This is a genomic window from Clostridium pascui (assembly GCF_016908015.1).
In the GTDB taxonomy this organism is placed as follows: Bacteria; Bacillota; Clostridia; order Clostridiales; family Clostridiaceae; genus Clostridium_AK; species Clostridium_AK pascui.
Map to the genome: position 1 here is coordinate 248,173 of NZ_JAFBDB010000002.1, position 19,768 is coordinate 267,940.

General features: G+C 32.3%; 15 protein-coding genes. 11 read left to right on the forward strand and 4 right to left on the reverse strand.

Going from position 1 to position 19,768, the window contains the following annotated elements:
- Nucleotides 1–7: 7 nt before the first annotated feature.
- Complete coding sequence (locus tag JOC70_RS06330) at nt 8–505, reverse strand: SEC-C metal-binding domain-containing protein (RefSeq protein ID WP_204598047.1); 498 nt, start codon at nt 503–505, stop codon at nt 8–10.
- 524 nt (nt 506–1,029) lie between these two features.
- Between JOC70_RS06330 and JOC70_RS06335 the strand changes: the two genes are divergently transcribed.
- The 4 genes from JOC70_RS06335 (at nt 1,030) to JOC70_RS06350 (ending at nt 8,396) form a co-directional block, all read left to right on the forward strand.
- A complete protein-coding gene (locus JOC70_RS06335; protein ID WP_204598048.1) occupies nt 1,030–2,115 on the forward strand; it encodes an acyltransferase in 1,086 nt (361 codons plus the stop codon).
- 639 nt (nt 2,116–2,754) lie between these two features.
- On the forward strand, nt 2,755–5,745 hold the full coding sequence (locus tag JOC70_RS06340; protein ID WP_204598049.1) for a cell wall-binding repeat-containing protein: 2,991 nt from the start codon (nt 2,755–2,757) through the stop codon (nt 5,743–5,745).
- Nucleotides 5,746–6,085: 340 nt separating this feature from the next.
- Nucleotides 6,086–6,979, forward strand: coding sequence for an Ig-like domain-containing protein (locus tag JOC70_RS06345; RefSeq protein WP_204598050.1), 894 nt, complete (start codon nt 6,086–6,088; stop codon nt 6,977–6,979).
- A 25-nt stretch (nt 6,980–7,004) separates the two neighbouring features.
- The gene (locus tag JOC70_RS06350; protein ID WP_204598051.1) at nt 7,005–8,396 is read left to right on the forward strand and encodes a hypothetical protein; all 1,392 of its coding nucleotides are present in this window, start codon (nt 7,005–7,007) and stop codon (nt 8,394–8,396) included.
- A 49-nt stretch (nt 8,397–8,445) separates the two neighbouring features.
- Here JOC70_RS06350 and JOC70_RS06355 read toward each other — a convergent pair whose 3' ends face one another.
- Nucleotides 8,446–8,748, reverse strand: coding sequence for an AzlD domain-containing protein (locus JOC70_RS06355; protein WP_204598052.1), 303 nt, complete (start codon nt 8,746–8,748; stop codon nt 8,446–8,448).
- A complete protein-coding gene (locus JOC70_RS06360) occupies nt 8,745–9,521 on the reverse strand; it encodes an AzlC family ABC transporter permease (protein ID WP_204598053.1) in 777 nt (258 codons plus the stop codon). Before JOC70_RS06360 ends, JOC70_RS06355 begins: the two co-directional genes overlap by 4 nt.
- A 207-nt stretch (nt 9,522–9,728) precedes the next feature.
- On the opposite strand from JOC70_RS06360, the gene JOC70_RS06365 reads away from it, so the two are divergent.
- The 5 genes from JOC70_RS06365 (at nt 9,729) to JOC70_RS06385 (ending at nt 14,598) form a co-directional block, all read left to right on the forward strand.
- Entirely contained in the window at nt 9,729–9,923 is a 195-nt protein-coding gene (locus JOC70_RS06365; RefSeq protein ID WP_204598054.1) for a hypothetical protein, read from the forward strand.
- A 292-nt stretch (nt 9,924–10,215) separates the two neighbouring features.
- The gene (locus tag JOC70_RS06370; RefSeq protein ID WP_204598055.1) at nt 10,216–11,274 is read left to right on the forward strand and encodes a cell wall-binding repeat-containing protein; all 1,059 of its coding nucleotides are present in this window, start codon (nt 10,216–10,218) and stop codon (nt 11,272–11,274) included.
- Between the two features lie 63 nt (nt 11,275–11,337).
- A complete protein-coding gene (locus tag JOC70_RS06375) occupies nt 11,338–12,153 on the forward strand; it encodes an SLAP domain-containing protein (protein ID WP_204598056.1) in 816 nt (271 codons plus the stop codon).
- Nucleotides 12,154–12,312: 159 nt separating this feature from the next.
- Nucleotides 12,313–13,191 carry a radical SAM/SPASM domain-containing protein gene (locus JOC70_RS06380; RefSeq protein ID WP_204598057.1) on the forward strand — a complete coding sequence of 293 codons (879 nt, stop codon included), beginning with the start codon at nt 12,313–12,315 and terminating at the stop codon, nt 13,189–13,191.
- Between the two features lie 63 nt (nt 13,192–13,254).
- Nucleotides 13,255–14,598 carry a transglutaminase-like domain-containing protein gene (locus JOC70_RS06385; protein WP_204598058.1) on the forward strand — a complete coding sequence of 448 codons (1,344 nt, stop codon included), beginning with the start codon at nt 13,255–13,257 and terminating at the stop codon, nt 14,596–14,598.
- A gap of 49 nt (nt 14,599–14,647) precedes the next feature.
- On the opposite strand, the gene JOC70_RS06390 is transcribed toward JOC70_RS06385, so the two are convergent.
- Nucleotides 14,648–16,204: an HD domain-containing phosphohydrolase gene (locus JOC70_RS06390; protein WP_204598059.1), complete on the reverse strand. Its 1,557-nt coding sequence runs from the start codon at nt 16,202–16,204 to the stop codon at nt 14,648–14,650.
- Between the two features lie 192 nt (nt 16,205–16,396).
- On the opposite strand from JOC70_RS06390, the gene JOC70_RS06395 reads away from it, so the two are divergent.
- A complete protein-coding gene (locus JOC70_RS06395; RefSeq protein WP_204598060.1) occupies nt 16,397–16,948 on the forward strand; it encodes a manganese efflux pump MntP in 552 nt (183 codons plus the stop codon).
- Nucleotides 16,949–17,408: 460 nt separating this feature from the next.
- Nucleotides 17,409–19,589: a cell wall-binding repeat-containing protein gene (locus JOC70_RS06400; RefSeq protein WP_204598061.1), complete on the forward strand. Its 2,181-nt coding sequence runs from the start codon at nt 17,409–17,411 to the stop codon at nt 19,587–19,589.
- The last annotated feature ends 179 nt before the right edge of the window (nt 19,590–19,768 follow it).

Below are 19,768 nucleotides of genomic sequence, written 5' to 3' on the forward strand. Positions count from 1 at the left end.
GACTTTTTTACTTTCCGCAGCAGTTTTTGTATTTCTTCCCACTATCACATGGACAAGCTTCGTTTCTTCCTATTTTTTCAGGAGTAACTAGTGTTTTAGATGGGCTGTACTTAAGCTTAAGCTCTGCAAGCTTTTCCTTAGGTAAAATTACATTCCATTCAGGAAGACTTGATAACTCTTCAGCTTCAGCTTCTGCTATATTTATGTACAATTTTTCAAAGTCTATATCAATTGATATTTCTGTATCCTCTTGTATGTCTTCTAAATTTAGAGGATTTTTTAACGCTGTATTCAATCCATCAACTACTCCAATGAATAATGCAGGAGATGTATTAAACTCTTTGGATAAATCTACAACTTTTCCACTAAAAACGTTTTTATGATTAATAAGAATCTTTCTAATTATACCTTCTTCAACATTTACATATTCATCCCAAAAGGCATCTTCCCCCTGAGTTTGAACAAAGTATACAACTAGGTCTTTCCACTTACTGTATAACCCCATATTTTATTTCTCCTTTATAATAAATTAACTATGTAGCTTTAATTATAATAAAAAACCAATATATTTTCAACTTAAGACAATATATTTCCAATTTTTATATAACATAAGAAGATAATGGACAAGTATATCAATTATTTATCCTATTAAATATATGTATTATAGCACTAAAAGTCGCTTTTAGGTTTAATTTGATGAACGCAAAGCATAAAGAAAATGTATTGAAGCTGTAACCAGATTGTGACAATCAAATATTAAAATAAAATATATATATGATTCATATATAGTGCATATATGGGAAAATTTAATAAATACTTAATAATTAGTTAATAAATAATATATGAATAAAAGTTATTATTTAACTAATGATTGCTAACCGTCCTCAAAAGGTAATTATAGGTGATAACCGTCCCCAAGGTTTCCAATGTTAGAAATAGTTGACAAATAATTGCCAATAATTGATAATTAGAAAAGATTTATGAGAATCAATACTTAAAATTTAACATTAGGGGACGGTGACTCAAAGGATGAAGTTGCATGAAGGAAATGTACATATTAATAAAGATCCTGATAATACAAAAGGCAATAAAAAGAGAATTTTAGAAATGGATGTATGCAGGGCACTTGCTACTATAGCAGTAATTGTAATTCATACATCAGCTTATACTTTGTCAGGAGTTAAGGATAAAGGCAGTGAACTTTATTATATTACTTTAATAATAAATCAACTTGCCAGATTTTCTGTGCCTGCCTTTGTATTTATATCAGGAGTTGGTTTAGCACTTAGCTATAAAAAGAATACAAATTACTTTAAATTTGAATTTAAAAGGCTTTTATCTATAGTACCAGAATATTTGATATGGTGTTTTATTTACTTATACATAATAAGCAATAACAAAAACTTTCATACATGGCCTTCGCTTATATTGAGCGGAGATAAAGCATATTATCATTTCTATTTTGTTCCTATGATAGTAAAGCTTTATATACTATTTCCGATACTTTATATTGTTATGAAGAAAAAGATAGGGCTTTTAGTTTCCTTCTTAATAACTGCAGGAATTTTAACTACAGGTCACTATTATAATATTCCTAATTTAACTTTAGATTTTTATTCAAAAAGGAATATATTATTTTGGATATTTTACTTTTCGCTTGGAATATATATAAGTGGAAGGCTATATACATATATAGGTAAGCTTAAAGGATACAAAAAATTTACAACTCTATTATTTATAATATGTACTGTATTAATAATGATGGAATCCATACAGGGAGTACTAGAAGGTAAGCTGATAGATTATTATACAACCTTTTTAAGACCTTCTATAATAGTATATTCATTAAGTGCCATTGCACTTATATTTTCATTAAACCTTAGGAATAACTTACCATTTAAGTTTTTAAAGGCTATATCCGATAAATCCTATGTAATGTACTTGGCACATCCTTCAATACTTTACTATTATATGAAATGGATGAAGGAACAGGATATATCACTAGGAAGCAGCTTCTTTTTGATATCATCTACTATAATTTGTATTTGTATCACATTGCTTATAGGAAAAATAGTAGAAAGAATTAAACTGTCAATTACTAGAAGTGACTATTGAATTATTAGTTTATCTTTAGTTAGGAACTATTTAATCCTTGAAAATTGCAATATTATAACCAGTTAACTTCAAAAGTCTGCAAAAGTGGTATGTTATATTTACATTTATTAGGATAACGGTGTTTTAAAAAGGGAAAAAAGTAATGGTATTTAGAGCTTTAGCAATTGAGACTTATAAGTATAAAAATATTTAATATTTAAAATTTCTTAAAAACTAAAGAAGGATTTTTTAACAATATGTAGAATAATATAGGCGATAAGTAAAATTTAATCAAAAATCTCTGGAGCTATTTACCATAAATTACAAAATAAAAGGTATAGAAAAAAGGGGAATATTACTGTATAATAGAAAATGAGGTTAATAATAGTAAAAAAAGAAATTTTTTATAAAAAAGTAATATATGACAAACTAATACACTCAAAACTACGTACATATATTATGGGAAAATAAAAAATTAATTACTTATTAAAAAAAATGAATGATTAGTGTAGAAATGCAAAATAAACTATGCTATAATAAACCTTAAGTCAATTGGAATAATTAACCTTTATAATTTACAATAGTTACATTAGTTAGTAAAATATTTAAATATATTTTAACATATAAACAATTTTACTTAATTTGAGGAGGTTATCTTTAATGAAAAAGAGAAACAGAGCACTAGCTAGTGCTACAGTACTTAGCTTAGTATTAACTTCAACAGTTACTGCAACAAATGTACAAGCAGCTGCTGAGGTTACAAGAGTACCAGGAGCTAACAGAGAAACTACAGCAATGGAAGTTGCAAAACAAGTATTTGGAACTGCTGAAACAGTAGTTTTAGTAAATGGATATGGATATGCTGACGCAGTAAGTGCAACACCACTTGCTAAAGCATTAAATGCTCCAATATTATTAACTAACAAAGTAGACGTGCCTACAGCTGAATTAAAAGCTACATTAGCTACATTAGGAGCTAAAAACATAGTTATCGTTGGTGGAACTGGAACAGTTACTCCAGCTATGGAAGCAGCTTTAAAAGCTAACTATTCAGTAACAAGAATAGGCGGAGCTTCAAGATACGAAACTAACGCAGAAGTAGCTAAAGCAGTTTTAGCTAAAACTGGCGCTAAAGCAGGAGTTCTTGTAAGCGCTGAAGGATATGCTGATGCTTTATCAGTAGCATCTATAGCAGCAGCTAAGGGAATGCCAGTATTATTTGGAAACAAAAATGAAGTTCCAGCACCAGTTAAAACTGTAGCTGCAGGACTTGATGTAGTAGCAGTTGGTGGAGCAGGAGTTTTACCAGCATCTGTATTAAATGCAGTTAGCGCTACAAGAGTAGCAGAAGGTGCTACTAGATTTGAAACTAACTTAGCAGTATTAGCTCACTTCAAAGGTGACTTAAAATTAGAAAATATATATGTAGCAGCAGGTGGAGCAACTACTACAGGATTTGCTGACGCATTAGTTGCATCCGCAGCAGCAGCAAAAGCATCAGCACCAGTTGTATTAACTGGAGCAGGAGCTAACGCAACAGCTGTAAGCAATGCTAACAACTACATTGCTAACAACAAGACTAAAGACACTAAAGTTACTGTAATTGGTGGAACAGGATCAGTTTCACAGGCTATATACAATGATATAGAAGCTATAATCAATGAAAATGGTGAATTAACTGTTGACACAGTTAAAGCTGTTAGCAGCACTAAGATTGAAATAAATGGTAAAAACTTAGCTGAATTAAAAGCAGCTGATGTTACTGTATCAGATCATACAGTAGATGCAGTATCAGTAAATGCAGCTGGAACAACAGCAACAGTTACATTAGCAGATGCATTATCAGCTGATGAACAAGTAACTGTAAAAGTAAATTCTAAAGAATTCAAAGTTACTTTCGGAGTATCTGCTGATACAGTAGCAATAAAAGAAGCTACTTATGACAATGATACATCAAAACAGTATGTTGCTATAACAGTAAATGGTAACGCAACAACTGTAGCTGATCTTCAAGCAGCTGGTTATGATGTAGAATTCTCAGCAGTAACTGCAAAAACTGGTGGAAGAAATATAACTCCGGATATATTTGATGATACTACTACTGGTAAATTATTAGCAAACTTAAATGATTACTTAGATGGAAGCACAAGCAAGAGTCCTTACATCCAAGTTACATTAACTAAGGGTTCAGACATAATTGTTTCTCCTTTACAGAAGATAACAATTAAGAACCAAGATATAGTTGCAAGTTCTATTACAGACGTTGTATTATACAATGTTGATGGTGACTTTGATCAAAATAGTACAAAATTAGTTACAGGTGAAGAAGCTAACATTAAGAAGATTAAAGTTAGCGTTGATGGTAACACAGAAACAGTTTATCCAGGAAACTTTACTGTAAAATCTTCAAACCAAGCTGTTGTATACACAAATGACAATGGTGATTTACAAGCTATGGCTCCTGGTACAGCAACATTAACTATTACTTATGGAAGTACTACAAAAACAGTTTCTATCAATGTAGTAAAAGACGAACGTGAATTAAATAAAGTAGTTGTTGAAAAACACAATACAGATACTGCAATTACTTCACTTAAAGTTGCTGAAACTAAAGAAGTAACAATAGAATTAGTAGCACTTGACCAATATGGAGATCCAATGAGCAAGGAGATATATGTTAAGAGCTCAAATGCAGACATATTCCCAACTCAAGTTGGTTCAGTAACTACTGATGCAAGTGAAGATGGAACAGCAATTCCATTAGGTACTCCTGGAGATACAGGTACTACTACTTTAAGCTTCTATGATTCTTCTTCTTATTCTTACAGAATAGGTAGCTCTGCATTAACTTTAACTGTATTAGAAAATGGTGACGTTTCTAAATCAGTATTAGAATTATACAAGCCTATAAGTGATGCAGATGCAACAAAAATTGTATCTGGCACAGATAAGGATAGCTTCTCAACTGATACAACTATTGATGTGTCAGATGATAATTATGTTGCTTTCCAATTAAATCAATTTACTTCTCAAGGTGTATTACTAGGAGCTGCTGGTGTAACTGATGAAGTAACTGTAGCTCAATCAAGAGCTGATGTTTTAGATCCAGATTTCGGTACAAACGGAGTAGAAATCGCTGGAGATAAGATAGTTGTTAAAGCAAACAAAACTGGTACTGCAACAATTAAAGTTATAGATCCTGATACTGGATTAGCTTACACTAAGAAAATCACTGTAGTTGATGAAGGAAATGAGATTAAGTCAGTAAGCTTTAAGTCAATAGCTGCACCTACTTACTCTACAACACTTAAGTACAGCACAGCATTAACTAAGACTGACTCAGGAGATCTTGATCCAAAGATCAGCGGTATCACAATGAAAAAATCAGTTTCTCAATCAATACGTCTACACCTAGCTGATGGAAAACTATACATCGACAAGAATGCAGATGGAACTTACACTGATGGAACTGATACTGAAATCGGAACATTTACAATAACAGCAGTGGGAGATTTCGACGCTGGTTCAGGTTCAGTTGATTTAAAAGATGGTATCAAAGTAGTTTCAGGAGACGACGGTACTGTAATATTCAAAGTTCTTGATACTGATGGAGACGTAGTTTCTGCTACTTCAGTAAAAGTAGATTTCTAATCAACCCACGTTAGACTTTTAAAAGTCATAAACGAAGGAACGAATTATAAGTAAGAGGGGGATAATCTGAAGGTTATCCTTCTCCCATGTAAATAAATGAGCGGATTTTACATTTCAAATATCATAAAATGGTTAGAGCATATCCCTAACTGAAAAAAATTAAATACATATCTTTTATGCAAGGGTACTTAATGTGCCCTTGTTTCTTTTTGTGTCTTCAAAGTAGCGATTTTTGTCACATTAGTTTGTAAAGTAATAACAGTTATCAATTGAGAGTAGAAATGTGTACAAAGATTCGTAATTATGGTAAAATAATCTAAGTGGGAGGTATGTGATAAAAATGAAAATTAAAGAAAGATTTCAAAATAAAAACTATATTAATACATTAATACTTAGTATATGCCTTGTAGTTTTAGTAAGCAGTACAGCACTCGCAGGAGGGTCTAAGACATTCTCTCAGGGAAATGCGGATACTAATAAAACTCAGTGGACAGTTAAGTTTAAAGGAGAATACTATAAAGGCTCAATAAATAGTAAAACATTATATGTTATTCAGGAAAGTACTGGTGAGAAGATTTCTTGTACATATTCATATCCAGATGATAGTACCGTAATTATTAAGGCAAAGAAAGACTTGATTGCTGGAGAAAAATACACAGTAGTGGTTACAAATGAAATTAAAAATAAACAAAAAAGCAAGAATATTAAATCAGCTGCATCTAAATCTTTTAATGTAAAAGAAGCCTTGGAGGTAAAGGAAATCTATGAAATTGATACAATCACTGTAGACAAGGGAGAAAAAGTTGATTTACCTGAACAGGTAAAAGTAATATATTCAGATGATAGTACAGGATATGTAGATGTAACATGGGGCTCTGTCAGCACAAGCACTACTGGAACAAAAACAGTTACAGGTAAAATTAAAAACTCAGATTTAAAGCCTGTAATTAAAGTTAAGGTAGAAAGTGACGATGAAAGTAATAATGAAGATATTAAGGAGAAACATATATATGATGTTGGTATGGAGTATTATTCATACCTAGGCATTTATAAGGTAAAGGTTAAAACATCATCACAGGTATTTAATGTATATGTAGGCAGCACAAAGCTGGACTATGAAGGAGACGGAATTTATACCACAACTATAGCGCTCACAAAAGGGGAAGTAGCTAAGATAAGTGCCTATGACTATGATAAAACTTTACTTGATACAAAAGACCAAACTATCAAGTAGCATAAAATAAGGAGGAGATAAAACAATGTTAAGACAAGCTTATAAAAGTATCTCGAGTAAGTTTTTACTTAATCTAGTATTAATAATGTCTTTTGTAATGGTGCAAGCTGTTCTTTTTTCCTCAGAGGCTAAGGCAGCAGTACCTTATACATACACTTTAGAGAGAGAAGATAATAGTAATATCATAAAGATTACATTTGATGAGGGTATATATGTTGACTCAATCAATAATAGTCAAATTACAAGTAGAGTAAGAATTGCAGCTGCAGGAAGTGCTGTACTAATGAGAACACCTACAATTGTTGAAATGAATGCGGTAAATTCAATAGACAGCAATGAAGTTGAAATTGTTGTAGGTGACTTGGATCCTGATATTATTAATTATGAAATAACTATACAGCCAGGAGTTATAGTATTTGATAAGTATACACAGCTTTCTAATTTTAAAATAGCATTTTCATCAAGTGAATTTGCTGATGGATTTGAAGATGTCTTTATAAAGAAAAGTGCATCTGATATCAATGATAATATTTTGAAATACAATGCTCCGAGGGATGTAAATGTATTTATTCCTAAAAGATACATAACTAAGATAGAAACAATTCATAAGTATAATGGAGTTTCAAATTCAACGAAAAGTAATGCGGCTCCAAAATTAACTAATATTGATATACTTACACTTGATGATGTTAAAAAAGTCATAGTGGATATAACAGATTCAAGAGACAGAGTTATTATGGAAAGTAAAATTTTAGAGCGTAGAAGTGATTTTAAGGGATTTACTTTAGGACAAGCTGGCTTAAACATTGATACTTCAACAAAATATAAGGTGAATATTAATGCATATGATGAAAATGGAAAGTTAGTAGACAAAAGAAGTATAGTTCCTAGAATTGGCAGCGATAAGACAAAAGACTTCATTATAAATGATTATATAGATTCTAAATCATCAAGTTCCAAATCAGATAAAAATGTTACCTTATATGATCTTATGAAGGATTTAAAAACCTTAAATTATGCTTTAACTAATTTTAATGAGGAGCTCAATTTAATTAAGGTTGCATATTCTAACACACGCGATTACCGTGTGATAAGGAACAACGGCTCAGCATCTGATATTTTAAATGTCTTAGCTGATGCAATAAATGATGATGATGTTAGATATATTAAGTTTGATAGTGCATTAAATATTACTCTACCTCAGAACATAACAATATCAAGACCTAATGACTTTGATAGCAACCATGTTCTAATTGAAGGTAATGGAACTACAATAAATGGTAATATAACTATTGGTGGTGGAAGCGGCGACACAAATACTTATGAATTAAGGAATATGACAATACGTGGAACTTTAACTCGTACCAATCCAAGCAGGTGTATTCTTACAAACGTGCAAGCCACTACAATCAATTAATTAATGGGGCCAGACCCCTGGGTAAAAATCCCAGGGGTCTGGCCCCTAATTACATTTGCAGTATGAAGAATGTAACAATTATTGATGCTCCGACGGATAATACCATATTTCCTTTAAACCAAGATAAAACTCCTCCAAAGACAAGACCTATAAAGGTTGCCACAAGCATGCTGCCATCTAAATCTATAATTCCTTTAACAATTATAGTGCTTAAAGCAGTGTAAGGAATATAAGTTAAAAATCTTCTAAGCAGAGGATTTAGCTCTCGACTTGTTAATGTAATTAAAGGCAGAAGTCTAGGTATATATGTAACAGCTGCCATACCTAATATAAGAGGTAAATAACTCTTCATATTGTAGCCTCCTTTGTCTCGTCCTCTACTAATTTTTTATGGGATGATAAAGTCTCATCTTTAGATTGCTCTTCGTCTTTAAATATCATAACTCCTAGTGCTGAGGCTAGTATTATAGTAGTAATAATGCTCCAAGCTTCTGGAACAATGTTGAAATAAGAAATTACTACATATATAATACCTGAGAGAATTGATAAAAATACTACATTTAAAGATTTTTTCATTTCAGGAATGAGTATTGATAAAAACATAGCATACAGCGCTACTCCAAGGCTGCTTTGCACAGTTTCAGGTAAAATAGACCCAACTAAATACCCGAGCACAGTACCACCTACCCAAGAAGCATATGCAGTACCTTCTAATGCAAGTATAAAAGGTAGAGTAAGCTTCTTATTATTTAAGGATGCTATAGAAAAAGATTCATCTGTAACTCCAAAAGCAATTAAAAATAACCATTTTCTTTTAATCCCCTTAAGACGCATGGATAAAGCAGCACTCATCATAAAGTGACGTAAATTTAATAAAAATACGGAAAGTATAATGCTTCCTGCGGAAATGCCAGCTTGTATAAGCCCCAATGCTAAAAACTGACTTGACCCAGCAAAGACTACTGAAGAAAATAAAAAGTTGTCTTTAAAAGAGACGCTCATGGATTTTGCAAGTAATCCAAATGCCATAGCCACTGGAATATATCCAATAACAATAGGCAGTGCTGAAATAAACCCCTCTTTCAAAGTGGTGGAATGTTCACATTCCAAGTTTTGTACTTCCATTTTGAATAAGCCCCCTGTCTATTAATTTGGTATGTTAATATTATACAATATCATATAATGATAATAAAGAAAAGGGGCCAGACCCCTGGTTAAAAGTGGAAAATATCTTAACTAGGGGCCAACACCCTCGTTAAAAATAGTAAACAGGTAAAAATTACCCAAAAATCCCAGGGGTTTGGCCTCCAGAAAATAATGGTGGTGAAAGTTATGGAAAATGAATTATTGTTAAAAGCAATAGGTGAGTTATTAGATCAAAAATTGGAGCCAATAAACCAAAGGCTAGAGAGTATTGAGGTAAGCTTAGTAAAAATAGAAGAAACACTAGAAGATATTGAATCTAGATTAGACGATATAGAATCAAGGCTAGAAAATATTGAAGAAACACTGGATGATTTGACTTAAAGTTAAATACGAGGTATTATATACTATATAATGAATATTTTGTAAATAAAGTTTTGAGTAAATTTAACGATAATAGCCATGATAACCTTAGAAAAAGTGCAAAACATTTTTTCAATCTCTGGTTGCTAGTCCTAATCACTAAATTTGACAGTGGGTTAGGACTAGTGATTAGCAATTAAGGAATTTGTATCGCAATTTTATTATAGTATGGTATAATTAAAAGATAACATAAGATGAAAAACTTAAAATAGAATTTTTATGTACATACGGTTTATAAGGAGGATAACAACTAATGAAAAAGAGAAATTTAAAAGCCATTTTGGGAATTACTGTGGCAGGACTTATAATAAGTACTTCCTTTAACTTTTTGGGAGTAAAGGCTGCCAGCGTAGTTAGAGTAGGTGGCAGCAATAGATATTCAACGGCACAAGACTTAGCTAAGCAAACTTTTGGTACAAGCACTAATGTAATACTAGTAAATGGAGAAGGATTTGCGGATGCAGTTAGTGCAACGCCTCTTGCAAAACAATTAAATGCTCCAGTGCTTTTAACTGAAGCAAAGACTTTATCAAGCGGAGTACTTGATACTATAAAGACCTTAAAAGCAACCAATGTATACATAGTAGGCGGAAATGGCGTTGTAAGTGCAGATATTGAAGCTGCATTAAAAAATGCAGGACTTACTGTTACTCGTCATGGCAGTGCTACAGGAACAAGATATACTACAAATGCAATTGTTGCACAGGAAGTAATTAAAAAAGCAGGAGTTAAAAAGGCATTCCTTGTAAATGGAGCATTAGGCTATGCGGATGCTTTAAGCGTATCTTCAATTGCTGCAACTATGAATATACCAGTACTTATAACAAGTGCTACCTCACTGGATCCTGAAGTTAAAAAGGTTATAACAGACAACAACCTTCAAGTAATGGGAGTTGGAGGAAGTGGAGTACTGCCAGATGCTATATTAAAAGCTGTAAATGGAACAAGAGAAGCTCAAGGAAAGAATAGATTCGAAACAAATATAAATGTATTAACTAAATATAAATCCACAATGTCTCTTACTAAAATGTATGTAGCAGCTGGAGGTGCAGACTCAAAAGCGCAATTTGCCGATGCATTAGTAGCATCAGCAGCAGCAGCAAAAGATGGATCAATGGTAGTTTTATCAGGACTTGGTGCAGGAAGTGCTGATATAACAAGAGCAAATTCATTCATAGGAAGTACAGTGGCTCAAGATACTCAGGTTAAAATAGTTGGAGGAACGGGAGTTATTACTAAAGCAATTGAAACACAAATAAGTACTGCAGTAGCAGAAGCAACAGGAGATTTAGAGGTAATATCCATAGAATAATAAGTAGTACACCTTAAATTATTTAAAACATAATTATAAATTACAAGGTTTTGGAGGATTAACATGCAGGATAAAAATGCACTCGATATAAAGCTTTCATTAGCACCAGAAGTTGAAGTTGTGATGTCTGAAGTACAAAGGGACTACTTAGAAGAAGAAATGGCAGAAACGATTCCCCAAATGGAAAAAGGACAAATCAACATTTCAGGAGTTTATGCTTATAAGGATGGAGACAAGTTAGAAGTTAAATTTTATATAGTAAATGGACTAAATCAGGAAATTAACCTTGAAAAAGTTCCTTTAAAAATTATAACTTCAACAGGAGAGGAAATCGCTTATCAAGTATTTGACTTGAAAGGAATGGGAAATATTCCACCTTGCAGTGCAAGACCTGGGAAAATCTACTTTAATAAAGGAAATGTATTTATAGATGAAATAAAGCATGATGATTGGAAGTTGGTATTTGATGGAAATATGCAAGCTGTAAAGTATGCAGATATTGAATTTGAAAAATTTCCTGAAGATATGACAGAAAAAGATAAAAATGCTTTTAATGAATTTTTGAAAAAAATCCGTAAAATTGAAAAGGGACAGTTTGCAGCTAATGTATTTACAATGCTTCAATATAAAAACGGGGACATACTTATAACATTGGTTCTTAGAAATGGAGCAGATAAAGAAGTTGAAATTGAAAAACTTCCTCTTACATTAGAATATGAAAATAAAGAGATAATATTTTCAGCAATTTATACATTAGAGGATTTCAAGATAAGTGCACAAAAGGCAAGGATTTTAAGTGTTGTTGTTAAAAAAGATATTCTATTAAAGGATGAAGTGGATTTAACGAAGGCAAAGCTTGTATTTAATTTATATAATTAGGGACAGTTAATAACTGCTAACAAATGATTACGGTATTGTGAAAATAAAAGAAAGATGCATCTTATGGTGCATCCTTTTTTACTGTATACCCCCATGGTAATTTTGAAAAATGGGTCTGCCTATAGGGTGGTTACCATAAATTAAAAGGAGCATAAATTTATGAAAAAGTTTAAGAAGTTTTATATTGAAATTACAAATATGTGTAATCTTGCCTGCAGTTTTTGTCCGCAAACCCAGCGTAAACCTGAGTTTATGAGCGTAAAAACCTTTGAAAAAGTATTAAATCAAATAAAACCCTACACAGATTATATATATCTTCATGTAAAAGGGGAACCGCTTCTTCACCCTGAGATAGATAAGTTTTTAGATTTAAGTTATGAAAAGGGACTAAAGGTGAATATAACAACAAATGGAACTATGATAAACAAAGCAAAGGACAAACTCATAACAAAACCTGCATTAAGACAAATTAACTTTTCTCTTCACAGCTTTGATGGAAATGAGGGCGGGGAGGATAAGGATTCTTATATTAATAATATTATCTCATTTACCAAGGAAGCCTTAAATAGTACTAATATGTTAATATCCCTTAGATTGTGGAATTTGGATCAGGATAATGTAACCAATCTTCAAAGACAAAGAAATCGCCACATACTTGAGCTAATTGAAAATGAATTTAATCTTCCGTATAAAATTGAAGAAAAAATTACTCCAGGAAGAGGAGTGAAAATTGGTGACAGGCTATATTTAAATCAAGATTATGAATTTAAGTGGCCGAGCTTAGATGAAGAGGAAGATACTACTGGCAAAGGGTTTTGTCACGGGCTTAGAAATCAGGTAGCAATACTCGTAGATGGCACTGTAGTTCCATGCTGTCTTGATGGGGAAGCAGTGATTAATCTTGGCAATATAAACAACACTGATTTTTCTGAAATAATAGAAGGAGAGCGAGCGAGCAACCTTTTCGATGGGTTCTCAAGAGGTAAAGTAGTAGAAGAATTATGCAGAAAGTGCGGATATAGAAAAAGGTTTAGTTAAACAGCCACCCCTGGGGTAGAAACATTTTACCCCAGGGGTGGTAAGTAGAGGGGAACGGGGTCAATGAAAAGTATTAAAAAAATAAAGCAATTTTTATCAGCTATACTTATTTTCTCGTTTGTAGTTTTTAATTCAAATGCAATTTATGCAGCGGAAACCATAAGAGATTTAGCGGCCTATAAAACATTAGAAACTCAGTATGATGTGCCGCTTCAAAAGGCTTGGACGGTAAAGGTCACATATCCTTTAGATGGGACTTCGGTAAATAGCACAAATATAGAGCTTGTAAGCAAATCTACCAAGGAAGCTATACCTTTAGCTTTTGAATATAGTACAAATGATAAGTTTTTTAAGGTCACTCCTGATTATACAAAGATTAAGTATGAAGAAACCTACACATTATACATTCATGATTTGAAAACTAATAAGGGGACAAGTTTAAACACTCCAGCTAAGATGGATTTTGTAGTGGAGAATGCTCCAGGTGCTGTTCAAAATGCCTTTAATGCAATAGAGCAGGCAACCTATGAGCTTACATATGATATTAGGTTCAAATATAGCTCCCTTTCCACTGTAAACAATGACTATAGAGTAGCAATTAATTTAGGGAAAATTGATGGGACCTTCCAAAAGTATATAAGCTCAAGATCTACAGATTTTAAATTAAATGAAGATGATACAAGCATAACTTCATTGGCTTCAGGTACAGTTAGTGGTGGAGTACAAAAATCTTTTAAAGTATCAAAAACCTACACTTTAAACAATATAAAATCCAAAGTGGATTTATCAAAGACCAAGGGTGACTACTCAAGGATAACAAGCGATATAAGTTACTATTTAAAGCCCACTTATCATGTGGAAAGCAATGAAAAGGAAATTATAAATTTGGCAAACAGTCTTTTTAAAGGAATAACAAATCCTTATTTAAAAGCAAAGAAGGCCTTTGAGTATGTGGTTTTAAATATGAAATATGACTTGAATAGCCCTAATGCTAATCAAGGGGCGTTATCTGCTATTAGGACTAAGGTAGGAGTGTGCGAAGATTATGCTGCACTTATGACAGCACTTTTAAGAGCGGGGGATGTACCAGCTAGGGTAAATACAGGATTTTGTTTTTATGACAATGAACTTATAGCTGCAAGTAATAATGGGAATTACTTTAGACATGCTTGGGTGGAGTTTTATCTCCCTGAATACGGATGGATTCCAGCAGATCCAACCCATGAATACACAAGGGATGGGATAAGGTATGTAAACTATGAGTTCTTCACAAGATTCCCACAGGGAAGAAGATATCTTAAAATCCAAGAAAGCATAGAACAATATGATGATGACAGCATGGTGCTTGAAACCTTCTCAAAATACTCAGCTCAATTTAATATAGACGCAAGAATCGTTAAAAAGTAAGGGAGGGTTAACAACTATTTGAGCAAAAGGCAAAGAGTTGTTAACCCTTTTAAGATCTCATTGTCTTAACAAATATATCTACTATTTCTGGATCAAACTGGGTGCCTTTATGAGAACATATATCCTGAAGAGCATCTTTTTCAGACATAAGCTCTCTGTATACTCTTTTGACTGTCATGGCGGAAAAGGCGTCTGCAATTTGAAGTATTTTTGCTTCAATGGGGGTATCTTGTCCTTTTATTTCAAAGGGGTAGCCGCCGCCATCATACCTTGCATGATGATATTTTATTGCATTTATTACCACATCGGATAGCTGAAACCTCTCAAGTATATTTAGTCCATCCAGTACATGTCTTTTCATTAAATTGTATTCTTCATTTGTTAAGGGACTCTTCTTTCTCAAAATATCATTTGGAATCAAAATTTTTCCTATATCATGGAACCAACCAGCTAAGGATATTTCTTCAATGGTATTATTTGGGAGATTCAAAGCTTTTGCAAGGGTTACTGCATAATAAACAACATATTGGGAATGCACATAGCTATACATATCCTTTTCTGCCAGTGTGATGAGAAGACTTTTATACTTATCTTGAATTAAATCAGTGGAGTTTAGCTTTACTGAAGAACTACGACTCTTTTGTTTGTTATAATACATATTCATATCTGCTAAATGAAAAAGCTCTTGAGGCCGTATAATAGAGCCTTTTTCTGCATAAGACATTCCAATGGAACAAGAAATTGTAATAGGGGTTAGAGCAGGGTCGCACTTAAACTCTTTACTCGCCAGAGATTGGTTTAGTTTTAAAAACATATCATGAGCTTCATCCTTGGGCAAGTTTTCAATCAGTGCTACATACTCATCACCGCCAAGCCGGCCTACAATTCCCTGAACATCTATTAATTCGTCCTCAAGGATTTTTCCCATCTGAATTAAAACATTATTTCCAATAAGATGTCCATAGGTGTCGTTAAAATGCTTGAAATTATCTATATCTATAATAAAAATAGTGATACTGGAATGTCTATTATACATATTTTCTCCTAAGTTAATAAGATAACTTAAATTTGGAAGACCTGTTAGAGAATCAATAATACTGAGCTCCTTATATTTATCACGTTCTTTAACAAGTTGTCTTATGAGATATCCAATCATCGTAGAAGCTGCTGAGCATAAAACAAGTGTAAGCATGATTTTATATATCATTATATCTAAAAAGGGTTGTAAGCTTTGTGATGACTCAAAATATCTATATCTCAAAAATAATAAACTAAGCACTACGCTAACAAGGTTTGGAAATATTACACTTGGCACGATATAAGCATAAACAATTGGTACATAAAATATAATTGAAGCATAATTCGTAAAACTTATGCCGAACAAAACCACTTGGGTAACCAAAACTATAAGAGAAATTACACATAAAATATATTTAAAAGTCATTTCCTCCATATATATTGCCGTGATTAATGCAAAAGCAAAGGTCAAAGAACATATAAGTGAAGGAAACACTATTTCAGATAAAAGCCCAATAGCTAAAGAAATCACAAAAATAAATAAGGAGAATATGAAGGCAGCAGGAAACTTTTTTAAGTTTTCTAGCACAAACATCACCTCAATTTAATATATGAGAAAATTACCCCTGGGGTGAAACAAAAAAATGTAAGTACCCCAGGAGTTCTGACATTTTCTTTCACCTCAGGGGCGCTGCATTGGGAAAATTAAATTTTGGTAAAGTCTTTTATTATGGTAAGAAGTTGAATATAATAGATAATGTATTTAAGAAGGAGTGATAACATGGATTTTTATTCGCTAACTTTAATTGCACTAGCATTATCACTAGATGCCTTTGGGGTAACACTTTGTGTAGGACTTAATAGAGGAGCAAATGTAAAATACAAGATGCTTTGTGTAATATCTTCGGCATTTTTTCAATTTTTATTTGCATTAATTGGAGCTTATGCTGGATTTTTATTTAATACATATATAGCATCGATTCCTGAAATACTAGGCGGAATCATAATTGGTATAGTGGGAATTTTAATGCTTAAAGAAGGTATGGAAGAAAAGGAAGAGTGTGCACTGTTAAGACCTGGGACTGCAATAGTTCTTGGGATTTCTGTAAGTATAGATGCCATGGTAGTAGGATTTACTGCTCTTCATGAAGTGCAAGGTCTTGCAGCAATATTTGAAAGTACATTAATTGTTGGAATTGTAACCTTAATAATGTGTCTTATGGCTCTTGCCATAGCAAAGTACTTAAGTAAAATAGAACTTATAAGCAAATATGCAGATTATATAGGCGGGATAATACTTATATTATTTGGACTTAAAATGATTTTTTTATAAAAGAAAACCAAGGACTTATGATGAAAATATAAATGCATGGGTTATGTTCCATAAATTTACATGATGTAATTTTATGTTATTAATTATTGAGGCAGTTATTTGTGATATAATTATATTTACAAACTGGAATAGAGGCTATGAAAAATATGATATAAAGAATTTTACATAAAGCTCGATAATAAAAAGTGATAACAAATAAATATTTATATAAAATATAAGTTGGAATTTTTGTGATTTTTAACTTAAAACAGTTTAATGTGACTTTAAATAAGATAATAACCATAATTTTACTTGGTTTATTTCCTAAATCCTTGGAAATATGTAAATATTGTAGTATAATAGTTTAAGAATGAGATGATTTGGAAACATCAGACAAAGGTCAATGTTAAATTATATTTTTCAATAATCAATTAAATATAATTTAATAAAATAATTTATAATTTTAAGGGGAGGTTTTTACATGAAGAAGACAACAAGTAAAGCATTAGCAAGTGCTGCACTTACTGCGCTTATTGCAGGAATTATTCCAGCACACCAAGTATCAGCAGCTAATGTAGAATTTCAAAGACTATCTGGTAAAGATAGATATTTAACAGCGGTAGAAGTTTCTAAAGCTGGATGGGCAGAAGGAGCTGACTATGCTGTAGTTGCAAATGGAGAGGCATATGCCGACGCATTATCTGCAGGACCTTTTGCAAAGAAAAACAACGCACCAATACTTTTAACTAGCTCAAAGGGAATAACAAATGAAACTATAAACGAGCTTAAAAGATTAAAGGTTAAAAAAGTATATGTTATTGGAGAAACTGGTGTTGTTCCAAATAACATATTAGAAGCAATTAAGAAGAATGTTACAACTGACGTAGAAAGAATAGGTGGATTAGATAGATATTCTACTTCCGCAAAAATAGCAGAAAAATTTGGAGCAGCTTCTGAAATTATGCTTGCTTCAGGTGAAGGTTATGCAGATGCATTATCCGCAGTACCAGCAGCAGCAATAAAGGGAATGCCAATACTTTTAACTAAGGCAGGAGAACTTCCAAAGGTAACTTCTGACTACATAAAAGCACAAGGAGTAAAGAAGACTTTTGTAGTTGGTGGAACAGCTTCCGTAAGTGATAAAGTTAAAGGACAAGTTCCTGATTCTTTAAGACTTGGTGGAAAAGATAGATGGGAAACTAACTCTGAAATAGTAAAGAACTTTGCACTTGACTTCAATTTTGATGCAGCATACTTTGCATTAGCAAATGGAGTTACAGGAAAAGAATTTGCAGATGCTTTAACAGCTTCAGCTATAGCTGCTAAAGGTGGACATCCTGTAATAATATCAAACAAAACTGCAGATGTTGCTACAAACGCACTTATATTAGAAAAATTATCTCCAACAGCTAAAATAACAGCTATTGGTGGAGCAGCTAATTTATCTGATTCATTAATAAAATCATATCAGGTAAAAGGAGAAACTATAGAAGCTTCTAAAGATGTAACTGGTAATGCTGTAGTTTCTAAGGATAACACAGCATTAAATAATATGAAAGTTACAGGAAATGTTTATTTAGAAGGAAATAATCAAACGCTTACTAATGTAACAGTTACTGGAACAGTATTTATAAATCCAGGTGCAAACGGTAATGCAACATTAGATAATGTTACTGCAGACAAAATAGTAGTATTATCTGGAGCAGAAAATAGTATACACCTTAACAACGTAACATGTAATATTTTATATGTTTCAAGTAAAGTTAAAACAAGAGTAGTTCTAGAAGGAACAGCAAATATTAAAAAAGTAGAAATATTCTCTTCAGCAATATTAGATGCTTTAAATGAATTTAAAGGAACAATTGTGGTTCTTAATAACTTATATATAAAAAATGTTGAGTTTTTAGGAGAATACACTGGAACTATTACAGTACTAGGCAAAAGTGATAATGTAAAATTACCAGGAAGCAACAACGGCGGCGGCGGTGGCGGCGGAGCCATATCATTTAATCCGCTAAAAGAAAAAATCACCAAAGCTGTAGCTGCATATAATGCATTTGCAGACAAGCATGAAGGTGAAGTTGAAAAGTATCCAGTAGTAAAGTATGATAACAGCAAAACTGTTACTGTTACTATAGATAAAGCTAAGAAAGATCAAAAGCTTGCAACAACATTTGATGCTAAGAAGGAAATGATAACAGCTGCAAGATTAGAAAAATTAAATGAGCTTATGGGTAATGCTGATATCAAAGTTGGAAACAAAACATTAATTGAATATGTAGCTTCAAAACAAGCTTCTGAAAATTATATTAATGGAGATGGAACAGTAAACTATAATGCTGTTGCTAATAAGATTGCAGAAGATGGATTTGATTTCAATCATGCAGTTAGCGTAGCAGAAAGATTAATAGCAAACAAGCTTGATGTAACAGCACCAGCTGTAACAGTGGATGGATTAACAGTACAAAGCATTTCAAGAGGAACTAAAACAGTAAACTTTGTAAATGCTAAAGGTAGTGATTTAAAAGCAGGCATGGATGCAATGTTTGGATCTAATTATGCAGAAATGACTTATGGCGACTTTGAAGGAAGTTACGTATTAAAGTTAAAAGATGCTAAAGGAAATGCTGTAAATTACACATTAAAGGTTCAATTCAATTAAATTAAATTATTAAAAATTAGCTCGGGTGATAATCTCACCTGAGTTATTTTTTAGCATAGCTTAATATCAGTTCCTCTAATAGCATCAATTGCCTTAATAAATTCGACAAATTGTACTAAAAATTATGCAAATTATGATGTATAATATGAATTATGAATGATAAATTATAAAACTTAATA

What these genes read in the sequence shown, in the direction of transcription:
- JOC70_RS06330 (WP_204598047.1), bottom strand. Translation starts at nt 505, where the DNA reads ATGGGGTTATACAGTAAGTGGAAAGACCTAGTTGTATACTTTGTTCAA.
- JOC70_RS06335 (WP_204598048.1), top strand. Translation starts at nt 1,030, where the DNA reads ATGAAGTTGCATGAAGGAAATGTACATATTAATAAAGATCCTGATAAT.
- JOC70_RS06340 (WP_204598049.1), top strand. Translation starts at nt 2,755, where the DNA reads ATGAAAAAGAGAAACAGAGCACTAGCTAGTGCTACAGTACTTAGCTTA.
- JOC70_RS06345 (WP_204598050.1), top strand. Translation starts at nt 6,086, where the DNA reads ATGAAAATTAAAGAAAGATTTCAAAATAAAAACTATATTAATACATTA.
- JOC70_RS06350 (WP_204598051.1), top strand. Translation starts at nt 7,005, where the DNA reads ATGTTAAGACAAGCTTATAAAAGTATCTCGAGTAAGTTTTTACTTAAT.
- JOC70_RS06355 (WP_204598052.1), bottom strand. Translation starts at nt 8,748, where the DNA reads ATGAAGAGTTATTTACCTCTTATATTAGGTATGGCAGCTGTTACATAT.
- JOC70_RS06360 (WP_204598053.1), bottom strand. Translation starts at nt 9,521, where the DNA reads ATGGAAGTACAAAACTTGGAATGTGAACATTCCACCACTTTGAAAGAG.
- JOC70_RS06365 (WP_204598054.1), top strand. Translation starts at nt 9,729, where the DNA reads ATGGAAAATGAATTATTGTTAAAAGCAATAGGTGAGTTATTAGATCAA.
- JOC70_RS06370 (WP_204598055.1), top strand. Translation starts at nt 10,216, where the DNA reads ATGAAAAAGAGAAATTTAAAAGCCATTTTGGGAATTACTGTGGCAGGA.
- JOC70_RS06375 (WP_204598056.1), top strand. Translation starts at nt 11,338, where the DNA reads ATGCAGGATAAAAATGCACTCGATATAAAGCTTTCATTAGCACCAGAA.
- JOC70_RS06380 (WP_204598057.1), top strand. Translation starts at nt 12,313, where the DNA reads ATGAAAAAGTTTAAGAAGTTTTATATTGAAATTACAAATATGTGTAAT.
- JOC70_RS06385 (WP_204598058.1), top strand. Translation starts at nt 13,255, where the DNA reads ATGAAAAGTATTAAAAAAATAAAGCAATTTTTATCAGCTATACTTATT.
- JOC70_RS06395 (WP_204598060.1), top strand. Translation starts at nt 16,397, where the DNA reads ATGGATTTTTATTCGCTAACTTTAATTGCACTAGCATTATCACTAGAT.
- JOC70_RS06400 (WP_204598061.1), top strand. Translation starts at nt 17,409, where the DNA reads ATGAAGAAGACAACAAGTAAAGCATTAGCAAGTGCTGCACTTACTGCG.